The 19,081-nt window shown below is 47.0% G+C and carries 13 protein-coding genes; 7 read left to right on the top strand and 6 right to left on the bottom strand.

The features are described from left to right. Nucleotides 1-110: 110 nt before the first annotated feature. Nucleotides 111-884, bottom strand: a complete 774-nt coding sequence (locus ADH68_RS10125; protein ID WP_068960911.1) for a hypothetical protein — start codon at nucleotides 882-884, stop codon at nucleotides 111-113. Here ADH68_RS10125 and ADH68_RS14285 point away from each other — a divergent pair. Beyond that, a complete protein-coding gene (locus ADH68_RS14285) occupies nucleotides 837-1,076 on the top strand; it encodes a PepSY-like domain-containing protein (RefSeq protein WP_084274035.1) in 240 nt (79 codons plus the stop codon). The genes ADH68_RS10125 and ADH68_RS14285 overlap by 48 nt on opposite strands. A gap of 96 nt (nucleotides 1,077-1,172) precedes the next feature. Here ADH68_RS14285 and ADH68_RS10115 read toward each other — a convergent pair whose 3' ends face one another. From ADH68_RS10115 to ADH68_RS10105, 3 genes are read right to left on the bottom strand one after another with little or no spacing between them, the layout of a single operon-like run. Further along, nucleotides 1,173-2,054 (bottom strand): carbohydrate kinase family protein, encoded by an 882-nt coding sequence (locus ADH68_RS10115; protein WP_068960912.1) that lies wholly within the window; start codon nucleotides 2,052-2,054, stop codon nucleotides 1,173-1,175. A gap of 34 nt (nucleotides 2,055-2,088) precedes the next feature. Then, on the bottom strand, nucleotides 2,089-3,270 hold the full coding sequence (locus tag ADH68_RS10110) for an MFS transporter (protein ID WP_232321340.1): 1,182 nt from the start codon (nucleotides 3,268-3,270) through the stop codon (nucleotides 2,089-2,091). Nucleotides 3,271-3,299: 29 nt separating this feature from the next. Then, entirely contained in the window at nucleotides 3,300-5,150 is a 1,851-nt protein-coding gene (locus ADH68_RS10105) for a DUF4980 domain-containing protein (protein WP_068960913.1), read from the bottom strand. Nucleotides 5,151-5,436: 286 nt separating this feature from the next. On the opposite strand from ADH68_RS10105, the gene ADH68_RS10100 reads away from it, so the two are divergent. The 5 genes from ADH68_RS10100 to ADH68_RS10080 all read left to right on the top strand — a co-directional run bounded on the left by ADH68_RS10100 (nucleotide 5,437) and on the right by ADH68_RS10080 (nucleotide 14,859). Further along, nucleotides 5,437-6,228 (top strand): substrate-binding domain-containing protein, encoded by a 792-nt coding sequence (locus ADH68_RS10100; protein WP_084274036.1) that lies wholly within the window; start codon nucleotides 5,437-5,439, stop codon nucleotides 6,226-6,228. A gap of 33 nt (nucleotides 6,229-6,261) precedes the next feature. Next, nucleotides 6,262-8,193 carry a hybrid sensor histidine kinase/response regulator transcription factor gene (locus tag ADH68_RS10095; protein ID WP_084274037.1) on the top strand — a complete coding sequence of 644 codons (1,932 nt, stop codon included), beginning with the start codon at nucleotides 6,262-6,264 and terminating at the stop codon, nucleotides 8,191-8,193. A gap of 236 nt (nucleotides 8,194-8,429) precedes the next feature. Beyond that, entirely contained in the window at nucleotides 8,430-11,486 is a 3,057-nt protein-coding gene (locus ADH68_RS10090) for a SusC/RagA family TonB-linked outer membrane protein (RefSeq protein ID WP_068960914.1), read from the top strand. A gap of 29 nt (nucleotides 11,487-11,515) precedes the next feature. Next, nucleotides 11,516-13,285, top strand: a complete 1,770-nt coding sequence (locus ADH68_RS10085; RefSeq protein ID WP_068960915.1) for a RagB/SusD family nutrient uptake outer membrane protein — start codon at nucleotides 11,516-11,518, stop codon at nucleotides 13,283-13,285. A 122-nt stretch (nucleotides 13,286-13,407) separates the two neighbouring features. Then, entirely contained in the window at nucleotides 13,408-14,859 is a 1,452-nt protein-coding gene (locus ADH68_RS10080; RefSeq protein WP_068960916.1) for a glycoside hydrolase family 32 protein, read from the top strand. 348 nt (nucleotides 14,860-15,207) lie between these two features. Here the strand turns inward: ADH68_RS10080 and ADH68_RS10075 are convergent, their stop codons facing one another. Beyond that, on the bottom strand, nucleotides 15,208-16,305 hold the full coding sequence (locus ADH68_RS10075; RefSeq protein ID WP_068960917.1) for a DUF4831 family protein: 1,098 nt from the start codon (nucleotides 16,303-16,305) through the stop codon (nucleotides 15,208-15,210). A gap of 25 nt (nucleotides 16,306-16,330) precedes the next feature. Beyond that, a complete protein-coding gene (locus ADH68_RS10070; protein ID WP_068960918.1) occupies nucleotides 16,331-17,845 on the bottom strand; it encodes a bifunctional ADP-dependent NAD(P)H-hydrate dehydratase/NAD(P)H-hydrate epimerase in 1,515 nt (504 codons plus the stop codon). Between the two features lie 214 nt (nucleotides 17,846-18,059). Between ADH68_RS10070 and tsaD the strand changes: the two genes are divergently transcribed. Further along, the gene (tsaD, locus tag ADH68_RS10065) at nucleotides 18,060-19,076 is read left to right on the top strand and encodes a tRNA (adenosine(37)-N6)-threonylcarbamoyltransferase complex transferase subunit TsaD (RefSeq protein WP_068960919.1); all 1,017 of its coding nucleotides are present in this window, start codon (nucleotides 18,060-18,062) and stop codon (nucleotides 19,074-19,076) included. The last annotated feature ends 5 nt before the right edge of the window (nucleotides 19,077-19,081 follow it).

Here is a 19,081-nt window from a genome sequence, read left to right as displayed (position 1 = left end):
CTTCTGCCGTTCAGGAAGTTGGACTCGCCTTTTTATGGTTTAGCGGACAGTAATAAATTATTATCTAATCAGCATCATACATCATATAAGATGCTTTTCTAAAATAAAGTTTATGGCTGCGTACATATCTCATTATTTCTAATATCCTTATCCGTATGCACAATGTGTTTTATCACACGTCGGACATTGCTCCACTTCGGGAATATGGCAAATGGACGAACCGAACTATAGCTTACAAGAATCACCAGCAATGATGTAAGCGCTACAATAATAAGAAGCCATCCGTAAATTTCCTTCATTGATACTACCAACGCCTGAGTCTGTACAATTCCATAAATCCGAGCAATCGGGATATGGGTCAAGTCGGGATTAAAGTCGACAATGTTGGCACTGAGCAAATCGGCATTCTTTGCCATAGTCCTACGCAAAATCTCGCCAATAACTGCGGGCCCAAATGTAGCCCCCATCACAGCTCCGGTGAATCCGTTTATAGTAAGAGCCTGCGGAAATACCTGAAACGGCAGCCCACTCTGGACTATTGATGTAAGAAATACAATCGAAATTATTACTGCCCCCGCTCCACGAATGAACAGCGGGACAAACAGCATCTCTTTCTCTACACCATAATCAATAACGAAGTAGAAATATGCAAGATATATGACAGCCAGCCCAAAGGCAATCGCAGTCATGGTCTTGTATCTCCATTTTCGGATAGCAAATGTGAAATATGTAAACGCACATCCGGCAATGATTCCGGCAAACACATACCAATTGAGATCAATGAGATTGGTCTCATCGAACCCGAGAATGTTTGCAGCATAGCTGTGCTCAAATACATGTTCTGTGGCAATAAGAGTAAAAAACACCAGATAAAAGCCGCCCATAACATTATCCCGGCGGCTATATCAAAATTTGTGTCAACCAACTTCTCAGGCCAAGACATCGTAGAAATTTCCCGTAAACGAGGAGGATATGAAATAGAATTAACAAATGGCACCGAGTTAAAACTCACTGAGGATGCCAAACCTCTCACCGAGCAACCTCGCCGTCAGAATGGTAATCGTCCACGCAAGTAATACATACTGCAATTCTAAATCCAACTAATTACAAGCAAAACCGCACGCCTATAAGTATTCTGTAGACGTGCGGTTTAGTTATGTGTTAATTAATTATCACTTGGTGTACTCATCAGGAAGCACAGGCATTGCACCATTGCATGTACATACAAATGCAGAAGTAGCAACAGCCCTGCGGTGAGCCTCTGCCACCGGCATACCCTTAAGTACACAGGATATGAATGCGGCGGTAAACGAGTCGCCGGCACCTACAGTATCTGCGACCTCAACCCTCGGAGTAGGCAGGAATGATACATTGCCGGGGGTAAATACGTAACTGCCATTGATACCACATGTAAGAATAAGCATCTTCAGATTGTATTTACCAAGGAGAATCCAGCACTTGTCCTGAAGGTCTATGCCTGGATAGCCGAACATGCGGCTTACAGTGACCAGTTCTTCATCGTTAATCTTCAGAATATTGCAGTGTTCCATCGATTTACAGAGAATCTCCTTATTGTAGAATCCCTGCCGCAAGTTCACATCAAATACCACAAGAGTATCCTCATCCCTGGGCATAGTGTCAAGGAAGCGGTTGATGGTTTCGCGCGACACGACATTGCGCTGGGCAAGCGAGCCAAAACATACGGCTTTTGTTTTTTTTGCAAGAGTCTCAAGCGAAGTAGTCCAGGGAATATTATCCCAGGCCACATTCTCCTTTATCTCATACTGAGGCACTCCGGCCTGATCAATCTCGACCTGCACGGTACCCGTAGGATAAGGCACCTTTTCGATAAGTTGCTTGAGTCCTTTTGAGGTCAGATTCTCAAGTATCTCATCGCCAAGAGCATCATCACCTACAGCGCTTACGACGCAACTTGGTAGACCAAACTGTGACACATGATAGGCAAAATTGGCGGGTGCTCCACCTATTTTCTTTCCTTCAGGGAGAACATCCCACAGGGCCTCTCCCATTCCTACGACTACATTGTTGTTCATAATGATGGTATTAAAATATTTATTGGGGTAACTTTTATTTCTTTATTTTTATTGTATAGTACATGAGATATATCACTCCGGCAGTCATTACGGCTACTGCACCGACCTGTCCTACCGCGTCAGCGGCAAAGCCCATGGCCAGAGGAAACACAGTGCCTCCAAAAAGACCCATAATCATCAGTCCCGACACTTCGTTTTTCTCATTGGGAGAAGTGTTGAGAGCCTGTGCAAATACCACTGAGAATACATTTGAATTGCCGAATCCGATAAGACCGATACCTATATACAGGGCTGTAAGAGTGTCACACACGAATAGCATCCCCATAGCCACAAGCATCATTGCGACACTGAACCCGAAGAACAGTCTGGGAGACACCGAGCGAAGGATAAAAGCACCGAGGAAACATCCGGCAGTACGGAAAATAAAATATATACTTGTTGCAAAACCGGCCTCTTCAAGAGGTAGTCCGAGGCGCTCCATTATAATTTTTGGAGCAGTAGTATTGGTGCCCACATCAATACCAACATGACACATAATACCTATAAAGCACAAGAGTATAAACGGACGACCCAACAATTTGATGCACTCTCCTACACCGGAGGCTTTGTCAGGACGCTCCTCCTGAATCGGAGTAGCGCCAAGCACCGATATAGACAAGAAACTTATAACTGCATAAATGATAAACAGCGATCGCCAGCCAAGGCCGAATGTAGGAATAGCAGTAGTGGCACCCCATGCGGCGATAATCGGCGCGAGAAAAGAGGCTATTGCCTTCACAAACTGTCCGAAAGTAAGAGTCGACGCAAGTTTGTCGCCACTTATAAGATTAGTCACCAAAGGGTTAAGCGATGTCTGCATTACTGCATTCCCGATACCTAAAAGAGAAAATGAAATAAGCATTATTGCATAGCTGTCGCCAAAAGCCGGAATGAATAGCGATACTGCTGTGATTACAAGGCTTATAAGCACTGTCTTTTTACGTCCAATCTTATTCATGAGCATGCCTGTCGGCACTGAGAAAATCAAGAACCAAAAAAAGACAAGCGACGGGAAAAGATTTGCCTCCGAGTCGGAGAGAGCAAGATCTTTCTGTACATAATTTGAAGCTGTGCCTACGAGGTCGACAAAACCCATTGCAAAAAAGCATAGCATTACCGGCACAATCTGCATCAGTGAAGTTTTGCGGTCCACGGCAAGCGGTTGTGATATTTCCATATGATTTAGTTTATTCTACTGTTATAATTTCAGTCATTAACATCCTTTATAGAGAATATTTTGAGATTCCTTATATCTGCCTTTCCACCATCCGCGCTGAAAGAGATACGATTGTAAGGAGCAGTAGGGAACACCAGATTGGTCATAGCGAATTTTCCGTCAGCTTCAAAAACCTCTATACTTGACCTGTCGACAAATATACGCAGTTTTAGAGTTGAATCGTCGTAGGAGAATGTCGGCGCGACAGTTACTGCAGGGAAATCCTGGCTGAAATCAGTAACTCCACTCTTGCGGCGATCAAAAGTAAGAGTACTTTCCGACGGATTATAAACCATATCTACATAATCTCCTTCATCATTCGACAGCATTACCGACACAGGAGCTCCTTTGCGTGAATCAATGTCAAGAAGAATCTCACATATTCCATCGTTGTCCGCTGGGAGTGATATTTTCCGTGGATTCTTACCGACAGATAACTTACTCTGACGGCTTACAAGACGGTCGCGGAGCATATCAACTTCGGGCGACGGAACGGTAGATACGTATATCTGTCCGTCAGAAGCCTTAAACAGCCCCATTTCACGCGGGAGTGTATTGGCGCTTCTGAACTGCATCGTCGGAACTTCGGCCGCATACTGCCAGTTGCTCATCCATCCTATCACAGTACGACGGTTGTCAGGAGCATCGCTCCAACTTACCGTAGCGTAATGATCCTTACCGAAATCCATCCATTTTGTAGGCACATTCCCATCAGCATCCTTGTCGGGAGTAAAAGTCTTGCCGTCAAAATCACCAATGAAATATTGAGCTGCGCTGCCGCCGAACGGACCGCCGGGATTGATATTGCATATCAGCATCCACTTTTTTTCTCCGGAACCCTCCACAGTGAGTTCAAACAGGTCAGGACATTCCCATACACCATCCTGCGCTCCAAGGCCTTTGCCAAAAGCGCTGTTCAGAGTCCAGTTCTTCAAATCAGGCGAGCGGAATATCAGCATCTCGTGGTCAAGAGCATGGGCGAGGAGCAAATTCCATTCTCCGGTAGCTGCGTTCCAGAACATATTAGGGTCGCGAGCCTCACTTTCAAGAGTGATTACCGGATTGCCGGGATATATCTCAAACGTCATTCCGTTGTCTTTACTGTGGGCAAGACTCTGTATCTGGCTTGCAGCCGCCGAAGTATATAGCGATATTATGGCATCCTTCCCGAATCCTGCGGTATTGTCCGGGTCAAGCACCGAACTGCCACTGAACACATATCCCAGCCCGTTTGGCTCGATAGCTACCGGATGATGCTCCCAGGTTACAAGATCCTTGGACGATGAATGCCCCCAGCTGAGATTCTGCCATTTTGAGCCATACGGATTCCACTGATAATACAGATGCCATATCCCATCTTTATATACCATGCCGTTAGGATCGTTCATCCATCCATACAGAGGGGTGTGGTGGAAAGCCGGACGATACTTTTCGCGATTTGAAGTGTCAAACGTGTCAACAAGAGCAAAACGTGACCAACAAGCATCCTCCTTGGCATCACGTACCGACGAACGACTCTGTGAAGTTACAATATTGAGTACAACGTCGTGACCGGCATACTGCTCCATGTCAAACGGCACACAATAATCCACCTTAGTTTTTGCCAGACGCACATGAAGAGTGCGGTCGAGCTTCCCGTCGACAAGTATATTTACGGTCGCATCATCGTTACTCTCCTGAACAGGCATCAGCAGAAACTTCCTGCCGCTGTCCACGCGCACAAGGGTATTGTTTACTCCAAGATGGTCCACAGTAACTCCGTCGGCACAATTGGCGTTCGATGCCATCATAAGAGAAGCTCCTGTCATAAGAGCGGTAAGTCCGGTTTTTATTTTATCCATATTGATTTTATACTGATGTGAGTGGTAAAATTTTCAGGTTAATGCAAATCTAAAACAATCTTTTCTCCATTGAATAAAGTTCCTGTCGACAACGGAATTGCCATGTGTTGTATCCGTTGCGTTTCCATACTGCAAAACTACTATATTGCCCAATTACAGCCTATAAAAAATCGTGCATTGTCTATTAAATTCGTTGTATGCACATCATTTTTATTATCATAAGCACTGTTTTTCATATGATTATCAATATCTTTGCAGTGTTGATTACCTTATATGCGCAATTCTCATGAAAAAGTTGTCTATATACCTGTTTATTATCACATTTCTCACCACTGCTCTTGCAGCATGTTCCGACAGCAGAATATATAAAATCGGAGTATCACAATGCAGTCAGGATGACTGGCGCTCGAAAATGAACGACGAAATCAACCGTGAAATAATGCTTCATGAAGATGCGGAAGTAGAAATTCGTTCAGCCGACGACAGCAATCCGAAACAGATTTCCGACATACGCTACTTCGCCGACAACGGGTTTGATATAATAATTGTATCGCCCAACGAAGCGCAAGCCCTCACTCCTATTATAAAAGAGGTATATGAATCGGGAATACCGGTAATAATATTCGACCGGAATATTATCGGCGATTCATATACCGCACATATAGGTGTCGATGACAAAAGCATTGGCCGGGAAGCCGCACATTATGCATTCCACATACTCACCGAGCCACCCAAAGTAATCGAGATATACGGACTGCGCGGCTCTACTCCTGCTGAAAACCGACACAACGGATTCGCAAATGAACTGACCGCCGGTGGAGGCAAAATAATAGCAAGCGAGGCCGGCAACTGGAATAAAGAAGAGGCAATACCTATTGTCGACTCATTACTGAAAGCTCATCCGGAAGCCAATCTCATATACGCTCATAACGACCGAATGGCTATAGCCGCCGCTGAAATAACTCGCCGTCATGGGCGCAATGACATAAAGATAATCGGAATCGACGCGGCACCCGAAATTGGTATAAAAGCAGTGGCCGACAGTATTATCGACGCTACATTCCTATATCCTACCTAAGGACACCGCTTAATACAAACGGCACTCGCGATATTGAAAGGCGAGCCATATCAGCGTGAGGTTGAGATACCGGCATCATCAGCAGTCGACCTCTCCAATGCCGACATATTGCTCCTTCAGAACGAGACTCTGACCGAAGAGACACGAAAAATGAAACTTCTGAAAGAGAAAATCGATGATTACTGGGCCAAACACTCGTCGCAGACATCGCTATTCTATGCAAGCATAGCTATGATCGTGCTACTATTCGGCGTATTCTTTCTTGTGCTAAGATCATTCTGGCAGCACCGCCGCCATCAGATGGCGCTCATGGAACGCAACAGACTACTGGAAGAACAGCGCGACATGCAAAAGTCTCTTAACGAAAAACTACAGGAAGCCACTCAGTCTAAACTTATGTTTTTCACCAATGTATCTCATGATTTACGCACTCCTCTCACACTTATATCCGAGCCTGTATCACAACTTGCGGATGCAAACAATCTAACGCCTCAGCAACATACACTAATCAAAATTGCCGACAAAAATGTAAAAATCCTTCGTCGCCTTATAAATCAGATACTTGACTTCAGAAAATATGAAAACGGCAAACTCGACCTGCATCTCTCTGAGATAGATTTCGGACATGCGATAAACGAATGGATGGAATCATTCTACGCTGTAGCCAGGAAACGCGATATCAGACTGTCGCTTGATACACCCGCTGGCGCACCTGTCACAGGAGCATTTGATGCAGAAAAAATCGAGCGTATATTCTTCAATCTGATTTCCAATGCATTCAAATATACTCCCGACAATGGCTCCATACATGTGTCATATAGCGTAGAAAACGAACGACTTACACTTAAAGTGGCCGACACCGGCGAAGGCATAAGCGAACGCGATCTCGGCAACATATTCGACAGGTTCTACCAGGCCGACCGTATACATCCAAGAGGATCTGGCATAGGTCTTTCACTGGTAAAAGCATTTGTAGAACTACACGGAGGCACAATCTCTGTAAAAAGCGCACTTAACGAAGGGTCGGTATTTACTGTCGAACTTCCCATAAGGCACATTTCCGACACGACCGTTGCCACCGAGCAAAATATCACCCCCGAGGATGTAGCAACAGAATTATCCGGAATCGAAGCCGACCTGACCTTTGATGCGGCGAAGCCTCTCTTACTGATTATTGATGACAATAAAGACATACTCCGCCTTGTAAGCGAACTCCTCAATACATCCTACAATATAATCACGGCTACAAATGGTCGCGACGGCATAAGAATGGCAACAAAATATGTGCCTGACCTTATCATTTGCGATGTCATGATGCCTGTGATGGACGGCATGGAATGCTGTCGGCGTATAAAGGAAGAGATATCCACCTCACACATACCCATACTCATGCTCACCGCATGCTCTATGGATGAGCAACGTATACAGGGATACGACAATGGAGCCGACGGATACCTTGCAAAACCGTTCAGCGGAGCCGTGCTGGCTTCAAGATGCGCATCGCTCATCTCCAACCGCAAGCGTATAAAGGAGATATGGAGCGGTGACACTACTCCTGCGGCGGCATCTGCGACTAAATGTATGTCACCGGACCCACAGAATCCGGCAAGCAAGCCGACATTACCGGTATCAGAAATCGACAATGATTTCTATCGTCGATTCATCGAAATATTAAAGGCCGATATGGGAAACTCCGATTTGAATGTCGACAAGATTGCTTCGAAGATGGGGCTTGAGCGCTCACAATTCTATCGCAAGATAAAAGCTCTGACCAACTATTCTCCGGTAGAACTGATAAGACGCATACGCCTGAAACACGGTCATAACCTAATCGTATCGACCGATAAAACGATAAGTGAGATTGCCTATGAAACCGGCTTCTCTACTCCGGCCTATTTCACAAAATGCTATCGCGATGCCTATGGAGAAACTCCTACCGAGGTACGCAATCGATTGGGAAAATAGCAATCCGTCAGTTCAGTGAATGTCTCCTCTGTGGGCATGACACATTCATACCCCACATAACAGTCATGTAAATCAACGGATTAATACCATTTCACAATCTATTATCACTTTTGTTGCATATTCTGTCAAAAATCGTGCGACACACAGATTTTGATAACCGACGCAACATCCATTATATGCTGCACCATATTGTGCGAATTAAATTTGCAGCATAAAATTTACCAACCAATATCAACATGAAAAAACAGATTCTCAGTGCGATTTTGCTGTTTGTCTTTGCAATTGCCGCACAAGCACAGAACATCACGGTGCATGGAACAGTGCTTTCCAAGACCGATGACGAGCCGCTGATTGGCGCAAGTATTATTTCAGATGTGAAAGGGAGCATGGGTGCCGCCACCGATTTCGACGGTAACTTTACCATGACAGTTCCCGAAGGCTCATACATAACGGTGTCGTACGTCGGCTATACTACAATGAAAGCTGCGGCTCAGCCCACTATGACAATATACCTTGAAGAGGATGCCGAACACCTTGACGAGGTTGTGGTTGTAGGCTATTCTTCCGAAAAGAAATCCGACCTCACAGGGTCAGTCTCTGTTGTAAAGATGAAAGATGTCGCCGACACTCCTACAGGCAATGTAATACAATCCCTGCAGGGACGTGTAGCGGGCATGAATATCACTACCGACGGTACTCCCGGTGGCCTGAGCACAGGCACATCTATACGTGGCGCCTCGTCATTCCGAAGCGATGCCAACGGACCGCTCTATGTAATCGACGGTGTGATGACCCGTGAGAATCCGGGGACAATTCTCAACAGCAACGATGTAGAATCAATTCAAGTACTGAAAGACGCCGCATCTGCATCAATCTACGGCGCACAGGCAGCCAATGGCGTAATCATCATCACCACCAAGCGTGCCAAAAAAGGCGAATGCCGCGTGACTTTTGATGCAACACTCACACTACAGACCTACCAGAGCGGACTTGACATGCTCAATGCCGACCAGTGGGGTCAGGTATATTGGTCCGCCTACAAGTATTCCTACGGCACCACCCCAAATTCCGAACTATACGGCAATGGCGCTACTCCAAAACTACAGCCCTACACTAATCTCAATGGCGTAATCGTAAATCCTCAGAATACCGACTGGGAAAAGGAGATACACCGCACAGCTCTGATGCAGACATACAGCATCGGCATTTCAAAAGGCGATGAAAACGGCTCATCATCTCTGTCGGTCAGCTGGCTCGACCACGACGGTATCATCAAAGGTTCCGACTTCCAGAAAGCCAACACCCGTTTCAGCTCCGACTACGGATTCCTCAACAACCGTCTGCGTGTCGGTGGCAATGTTACTGTCAACTGGTGGCGTCAGCACAATGCTCCCGGCGGCATAGAAGAAAATGCTATCAAAATGCATCCGGCCCGTACTGTCTACGACTCTGAGGGCAACTACAACGACCAAGTGGCATTCGGCCTCAACGACACCCCCAATATCATGCGACAGATTGAAGAAGAAGGCAACAACAAGCGTGAATATTGGCGCATATTTGGAAATGCATACCTATCTGTAGAGCCCATTAAAAACCTCATACTGAAAACCAATTTCGGCGTAAACTACCACAACGGTAACGACAAAATTTTCACTCCGGCCAACCTTCGCGACAACACCAACAATCTGTACCAGTATTCAAGCAAGACTACCGACTGGGTATGGACCAATATCGCACAGTATAACGCCGACTTCGGCAAAAACTCAATAATGGCTCTTGTCGGCATAGAAGCAAAGCGCAACCACTTCGAAGACATGTTCGGAGAGGGAAAAGGCCTCGAGATCGAAGACCCCAACTACCTGTATCTCGGCAACGTAACCGCAAACAAGAATACAGGGTCCGGTGCATCCAACTACTCTATGTTCTCCGTTTTCGGCAAAATCAACTATAGCTGGGACAACAAATACCTACTTTCGTTCACTCTCCGGCGCGATGCATCCTCTCGTCTGTCGACTGCCCACAACTACGACTGGTTCCCGTCTGTTTCTGCTGGATGGCGCATATCTCAGGAAAACTTCATGGAAGCCACACGTTCATGGCTCAGCGACCTCAAAATACGCGGTGCATACGGTGTCAACGGTAACGACATCATCGCCAACGATGCCTTTTATGCCAAATATGCGATGGATCTCGACCGTGCCGCTTATGCAATCGGCGGAGGGAACACACTCCTCCCGGGAGCACTCCGTTCTCGCAGCACCAATCCTGACCTCACCTGGGAGAAGACATATCAGACCAACTTCGGTTTCGACGCATCCCTATTCAACCACAAGCTGGCTCTATCATTTGACTACTTCCACAAAAAGACCGACAACATGCTCGTAGAAAAGCCATATATAGCCACTATCGGCGAAGGCGGATACTGCTGGTACAATGGCGGCTCCATGGTAAACAAGGGTGTGGAAATCACCGCCGAATGGCGCCAATCGATTAATAAGGATTTCAGCTATAGCATCGGTCTGAACGCTACCGTGATGAAGAATGAAGTCACTGATTTGATGGACGATATATACTACACCTGGGGTGGCGGCAACGGCATAGACAAAAGTATCGTAGGACAATCACTCGGCTCTTGGATGGGATACAAGACCGACGGCATATTCCGCACTCAGGAAGAAGTAGACGCCTATAAAGCGGAATATAAAGTAAGTTTCGGTAATCCCGCCGTAGGACGAGTACGATATGTGGACACCAACGGCGATAATGAAATCAACGACCGCGACCGCACATGGCTCGGTACTGATTTACCCAAAGCTCAGTTCGGTCTCAATCTCGGAGCCAACTGGAAAGGTTTCGACCTCAGCCTATTCTTCAACAGCATCATACGCGACGCATGGAACAACTCCAAATACTACACCGACTTCTTCCCTCTATGGACAGGCAATCATGGTATACAGTTGCTTGAGGCCTCCAACGCATACGACCGCTTCCTCCAGACCGGCTATTATGATTCCGACGTACCCGCTCCGGCTGTCGACAACTCAAACAACGAGAATGAAAGCTCGGAATACTTCATCGAAGACGGCTCATTCATACGCCTGAAGACACTCTCTCTTGGATATACATTGCCCGAGAAGCTGCGCAAGACTCTCCGCCTGCAGAACGCACGCATATATTTCCAGGCTCAGAATCTGCTGACCCTTACCAAATACTCAGGTGCCGATCCTGAAGGTCTCGGATATCCCTACGCCCTGCCACGCCAATACACTTTCGGCATACAGTTTGGCTTCTAATATACTCCCAATCATCAAATACTACAAAAATGAAACTGAAAAATATATTACCGATTGCACTTATCGGCCTCTCATTAAGTGCTTGTAGCGACGACTTCCTGGAAAACAAGCCACAAGGTCCGTTATCCGATGCAAACATGAATGATCCCGAGGCTGTCGACCTTCTCGTCCACGGAGCATACGCCACATTCGGATGTAGATATGCCGACTCCAATGATCCACACTGGTTTCCCGTTACAAACTGGAGCTACGGCGAGGTACGTGCCGACAATGCCTACAAAGGCGGCGGAGGTGAGACCGATGCATGGGAAATCCACGATATGGAAACCGCAAAAATCCAGCCCAACAACGGATTTCTTGATGGCAAGTGGTTTAACGTATACTGCGGAATATCCCGCTGTAATTCCGCCATCCGTGCACTCCGCAAAGTCGATGAAAGCATAATCCCACAAAAGAACACCCGTATAGCCGAAATATGCGTAATCCGCGACCACTGGTATTTCGAACTTGTACGCCTATTCAACCGCATCCCATATATGGATATCGACCTCCCTGAAATTGAATATCCCTACGTGCGCAACGATGAATTCTCACGCGAGCAACATCTTGACCGCATCGCAAAGGATCTACTCGCCGCAGCCGAGAATCTGCCCGACAATCAAAGCGAAATAGGTCGTATAAACCGCCGCATCGCTCTCGCCTACGCAGCCAAGGTCAAGCTATATCAGGCATATGAACAGGATTCACAGACTAATGCTGTAATAAATATTAACAAAACCCTCATGGGTGAGGTTGTGGAGCTTATCGATAAGGTTCAGGGGTATCAGCTCCTTGATGACTTCCAAAAGCTCGATCTCCTGGAATATGAGAACGGACCGGAATCGGTTTTCGCCATCCAATTCTCAAAAGACGACGGCTCAAGCGGAGTTGGCCGCATAAACTGGTCTATGCTGCTCAACTCCATGACCGGCCCCGGCTGCCCTTGGCAGGGTGACGGCTTCTTCCTCCCCTCGCAAGATCTTATCAACGCCTACCAGACCGATGCCAACGGTCTCCCCGTATTCGACTATCAGCAAAAGCCCGACTATGGTACAGTAGTCTTTGACAATAACGGAGGATACACACTCGGAAACGTCGACGGCAATGTAGACCCTCGTCTCGACTTTGTCATTGGGCGTCCTACCATAAGATATAAGACATACGAAGAACGTCCCTGCGGACTTTGGGTACGCAACAGCGACACCTACGGCTACAACAACACCAAGAGATTCTGGCTCTCGCCTGAGTCAAAAGACGCCACCCAGGGATGGCCTTGGGGAGCATCCGCTCTCAATTGGCAGGTTATCCGATATGCCGACCTGCTGCTCTACAAGGCCGAAGCATTGATTGAAATCGGTGGCAACGGTCTTGAGGAAGCACGCACACTCATCAACCAGGTACGTCAGCGCGCACAGAACAGCGCTTATGTCAAGGACTTCAACGACCCCACTAAAGATGCTGCCAACTACAAAATCGGTCTCTATCCGTCTGCGGGATGGAATCAGGATTACGCCCGCAAGGCTCTCCGCACAGAGATGCGACTCGAAAAAGCCATGGAGGGTGAGCGTTTCTTCGACCTTGTACGCTGGGGTATCGCCAAAGAGACGATGAACAATTACTTTGCCGCAGAGAAAGACAACCGTATTTACTACCAGAATGCTTCATTCGACACCGGTGAAGAATATTTCCCGGTACCGGTAGCTCAGTACAACTTCTCCGGAGGCATATACATACAGAATCCCGGATACCCCTCTTTCTGATACAGACACTACATCAACCAAATATTTTGAGGTAACAACAATGTGGAGAGACAAGCTGATTAAATCGGTGGTCTTCCACTTTTTCAAACTCCATCTACAACTTAAACCATATAAATCAAATCATGAGATTAATCTTCCTGCTACTATTTACAAATCTTGTTATCACGCTCTTTGCTTCCGACAGCATAACGTATAAAGAGAAGTATCGTCCGCAATACCACTTTACCCCGGCCCACAGATGGATAGGAGACCCGTGTGGAACGATTCGCCACAATGGCCGATACATGGCTTACAGTTGGGGAGCCGCAACATCCGACGACCTGATTCACTGGAACGAACTCAATGACCACGCTATAAAGGGACTTCCCCGCGATATCTCTGCCTTCACAGGAAGCATAGTCGTAGACCGCGGCAATACCGCCGGATATGGTGCCGACGCATTGATTGCAGCATTCACGTCATTCGACGAACACTCAAAAAAGCAATCCCAGAGTATAGCATTCAGCCTCGATAACGGGGCTACATTCCAATACTACGACCTTAATCCGGTAATAGACATCTGGAGCACTGAATTTCGCGACCCTACTGTAATATGGCATTCAGAAAGCAACAGATGGATAATGGCAGTGGCAAAAGCACTTGAAAAGAAGATAGCATTCTATTCATCCACAGATTTGAAGCACTGGGAATGGCTGAGCGATTTCGGTCCTATGGGAGACTCCGAGAAATCATGGGAATGTCCCGACTTATTTCAGTTGCCGACTGAAGACGGCAAGAAGAAATGGGTGCTTGTCATATCCGTAAACTGGGCCCGTGAACAATACTTTGTAGGCGATTTTGATGGAAAAAGATTCATACCCGAACGCCCCGAGGCCTCGCCTCTGTATGTAGATGACGGATTTGACTACTATGCATCACGTGTGTTCCAGAACTTCGACAATCCGTCAGCCGACGATGTATATACTATCGGATGGGTAAATACCTGGGACTACGCCACTGCAGCTCCCTCAGAATGGGGCAAAGGCATATGGTCGATTCCACGCAAACTGTCGTTATACTCCACTCCCGACGGCATGCGTATGCGACAGCAGCCTATCGGTTCTCTTGCCACTCTCCGCAAATCTCCGATAAAAATAAACCGTCGACTTCGCCCGGGTGTGACTAAGCTCCCTGCTATTTCTCCATTTGGCAATGTATATGAAATGAAACTCGCCATAAAGACCGACAAGCCCGACATATGCGGAGTAAATATATGCAGCGGCAACGGATACAAAGTGACAATCAGCTACGACAGCCAGACAAAATACCTTGTTGTCGACCGTACCGCATCGACCGACGTGTCGATACCAAAGTTCGACAGAATATCGCACACACGTATTCCGGATAAAAACGGAATACTCGACCTTGATATATTTGTCGACAAATCAACTGTCGAAATATTCGTCAACAATGGAGAAAAAACATTGACCATGCTCACATACTCGCCAGATACATCGACAGAAGCCAATCTGTTCTCTCTAAACGGCACCACCGAAGTCTCTCTTTCAGCATGGCCTATGAAATCAATCTGGTAAAACAAAATCCGGATACGCTCTCGCGCGGCCGGATTTCTAACCTATGATTCACTTATTTGTTGTTGCTTTTTTCTATTTCCATCAACCTCTATGCTTAGAGGAATCGAGCCTGTCATCATGAAAATGACTAATGCCATAATTGACAAAAATATGGCCCGGTGAAGAAAGCCGGGCCATATTGTAAATATTTTTATAATTTTGTTTTTTAGTATGGTATCCGATTTTCTACGTAGCAAAACTAAGTAATATTATCGAATTATCCAAATAAAACTGCTATTAATTTTCATATATCAACGATGGTTCGCTTATATATGATTTAAAACAATGTCATACAACATATCGAATGGTCTAAGGCTGGACAACAGCTACACTGCCAAGCTCACGAATCGCGCCGGTAACAGGATTCAGTATAAGATATGATGGATCCTTACGGTCATTAAATGGCTTGGGATCGAGCCCGAATACAATACCATACTGTGCGGCATCGATACTACCCTCCCACATGACATCGCCACGAAACGATATGCTCAGAGAAGCACTGCCGGGAATACAATAGGCTATGCCTCCCTTTGGAAATTCCTTAGGCTGTCCTTTCTCGTTCAGAGGCAGCCGTCCGCGGTCTGTGACCCGCAATGATAATGTTATAGGATCGCCCGACAGGTCGTTTGCATCGACTATGCCGCCGATAGCTGAAATTCGGGCTATGACCTTGCGCGATACGTCATCACCGGGAGTATACGTGATGGTATTGACATCAGTCTCGGTCTGAGTCGTACCGACAAACATCGCCGTAAGAGCAGCTTCCTGTGCTGCTATCTCATCAATTACAATTTGCATGGCCTTTCCATCCGGGGGCATCTGGTCGGCCTGTCCGGTTATCAGATCCGATCGGCTCTGACGCAATTCATATATGCGTTGTGCGGCAAGCTCGGCACGCTTTGCCACCGACTGGCTCTGCAGCATCTCAGCTGTGATTACCTGGTTGGCCGCAGGGGTCTGCAAAGGAGTCGGTTTAGCCGACACCGGCACAGGAATGACAGGGTCTTCCGCCACCGGCACATTTTCCGTATTGATAGCAACCGGCAGGTTGTTCTCGTCCATTATCAGATAAGGAGTGTAGCCTGGTTTAAACTGCATCAGATAGCGCTCAGAGTTGTTTGCGACACCACGCGCATTTACTACAACTGATTTTACACTCCAGCTTTCCGATTTCTTGGTAATCGGATTATCCACATTGAGATACTTCTTCGCATACAGGTAAAACTCGCCGGGCTCCTTGACAACATGCTCAGCCTCGATTGTAATATCAAGCACTGTTACAGGAAGGGAATATACAAGCCCGTAGTCATTGGCTTTTGTGGCCGAAAACTTCTGTGTGGTCTGGGCATTGCCCGCTCCTATCGCAAGCAGGCATGCCGAGATGAGTAGTGCACGGTTGTATTTCATATCTATGATGTTATCTGTTGTTGAATCAGTTTAAAATATCGCGTATGGCCTTTGAGATATTACGGGCAACATCTGTGGCGAGCACTCCAAAAGTTCCGTCATTCTCAGCAGCCAGCGTGCCTGCCATTCCATGTATATATGCCCCGATGGCTGCAGCAAGATCAGGAGTATACCCCTGGGCAATGAAAGAACCTACTATACCGGTAAGCACATCACCACTGCCAGGTGTGGCAAGTGCCTGACAGCCGCTACCGATAAAATATATCTTGCCGTCGGGACGCACTACACTTGTGTAACGCCCCTTTAGCAATATTATTATACTATAGTATGCCGACTTCTCTACGGCAGTCTTCAATCGGGACTCATGAGATGTATGCGGCCCGAACAATCTGTCAAATTCTCCGGCATGAGGTGTAATGACCGACATCGGCGGCACATGCTCCAACAGATTGGGACGCTGTGCGATACAGTTGAGTCCATCGGCATCAATCACCAATGGATTTGTGGACATATTGATAAAATTCTCTACTGCCCGCACGGTGTAATCATGAGTGCCGATGCCCGGACCAAGCGCCACGACATCATATTCATGCTTTGGCGATATGTCTGTGATTACGATATCATGCTGGTCGGCATGAAACATCGCCTCAGGTACGGATGTCTGCATAGGAATAAACCCACATCTGGGACCATGCACCGTAAGGCGTCCAATACCTGAACGGAGAGCTCCAAGAGCTGCCATCTGCGACGCGCCTATCATTCCATAACACCCGGCAACGAGAAGCATTGAGCCGAAATCGGCCTTAGAGCAAAATTCCGGACGCTGACGGAGTATCCGTTTTACATCTTTTTTCTCAAGCAGATAGTACGGACTCTGCTCGCCTCGCGACTCATTGCTCGCAAGTTTTATATCAAGCACCTTCCATTCGCCTAAAAACTCCGCATTGTCCTGAATAAAAAAAGACAGACGGGGGAACTCGATGGCAAGAGTAAGAGTAGCATGAACAACATCGCGCGACAAAGTAGCTTCGTTCCATTCGCCAAACATTCCCGAAGGCATATCGATTGAAACTATCGTTGCATTCGAACTGTTGATATAATCTACCAGCGACTTGAATCCTCCTTTAAGCGGTTCCTTAAGTCCGGATCCAAAGAGTCCGTCTATCACTATTGCGTCGCGGGTTATCACAGGCGGATTAAAATCATTCGTGATTTCTGTAAATGACACTCCAGGCACATTCGTAAGTTCATCGCGATAGTGGCGACACGCGTCGGAAAGTCCTCGGTCAGTGACATTGAACAACAGGACGGTGACAGTATAGCCCTCATCGGCAAGCATACGGGCCACCGCTAAAGCATCAGCGCCATTATTACCCGGACCGGCAAACACCATCATCGGACGCGATGGACGCCAACGGCTCATGATTTCCCATGTAATAGCCGAAGCGGCACGCTCCACAAGCTCAATTGACGTAACGCCCTCCTTTTCTATTACGGCATTTTCAATCGAGCGGATCTGGGCACTTGTAAATATCTTCATTAATGTCTTTGTCTATGTTTAGAGCATTCTGTCACAGTCATTGTTGCATCTCAGGCCATATGCACCAGCTGTATGGCGCGTCTGCACATATGTCGGCGCTCCTAAAAACGCTCTTATATATCGCAAAATTACAAAATCTTATCAGCCCATGAAAGATTTGTCGTGATGAAGTCATAAATTTCCTATAAATTTGCATTGAAAAAAATTGAGCAATATGTCCACAATAATACTCGGTATCGAATCATCGTGCGACGATACATCAGCAGCCGTAATAAAAGACGGACTTCTCCTAAGTAATGTAATCGCGAGCCAGAAAGTTCATGAAGAATACGGAGGCGTCGTACCAGAACTTGCATCAAGAGCTCATCAACAGAATATCGTACCTGTAGTCGATACAGCCATACGACGCGCCGGCATATCTCCATCCGACATATCGGCAATAGCGTTTACACGTGGCCCCGGCCTTCTCGGCTCCCTGCTTGTCGGCACATCATTCGCCAAAGGCATGGCTATAGGTCTCGGCTGCAGGATTGTCGATGTCAATCACCTGCACGGCCATGTACTGAGCCACTTCATACGCAATACTGTAACCGACCGTGTGCCCGAATTTCCATACCTCTGTCTGCTGATATCCGGAGGCAACTCCCAGATTATACTCGTCAACAGCCCCAGAGACATGCAAGTACTTGGACAGACTATTGACGACGCGGCCGGAGAGGCGTTCGACAAATGCGCGAAAGTCATGGGCCTCCCATATCCGGGAGGCCCGCACATCGACCGTCTCTCGCAAGAAGGCGACCCGAAACGATTCAAGTTTGCCAAACCTCATATCCCTGAACTCGACTACAGCTTCAGTGGGCTAAAGACATCTTTCCTCTACACACTTCGCGACAATGTAAAAGCCGACCCCGATTTCATTGAAAACAACAAGGCCGACCTTGCCGCATCGTTACAGGCCACCATAATAGCCATACTCCTCGATAAGCTAGACAAAGCAGTCAAGATTACCGGTGTGAAAACCGTGGCAATCGGAGGTGGAGTGTCGGCCAACTCCGGAGTGAGAGCAGCTGTCGCTGACTACTGTGCCAGCCACAATCTTGCGGCCTTCATCCCTGAACGCGCATTCACTACCGACAATGCCGCAATGGTGGCAATAGCCGGATATTTCAAATATCTTGATGGTGACTTCTGTGCCATGGATGCCGCACCATATGCACGAGTTTCCGTATAAGCGAT

This window comes from Muribaculum intestinale (genome assembly GCF_002201515.1).
Taxonomy (GTDB): Bacteria; Bacteroidota; Bacteroidia; order Bacteroidales; family Muribaculaceae; genus Muribaculum; species Muribaculum intestinale.
Note: the sequence above shows the minus strand (reverse complement) of the source record. Positions and strands in the feature narration are given on the sequence as shown.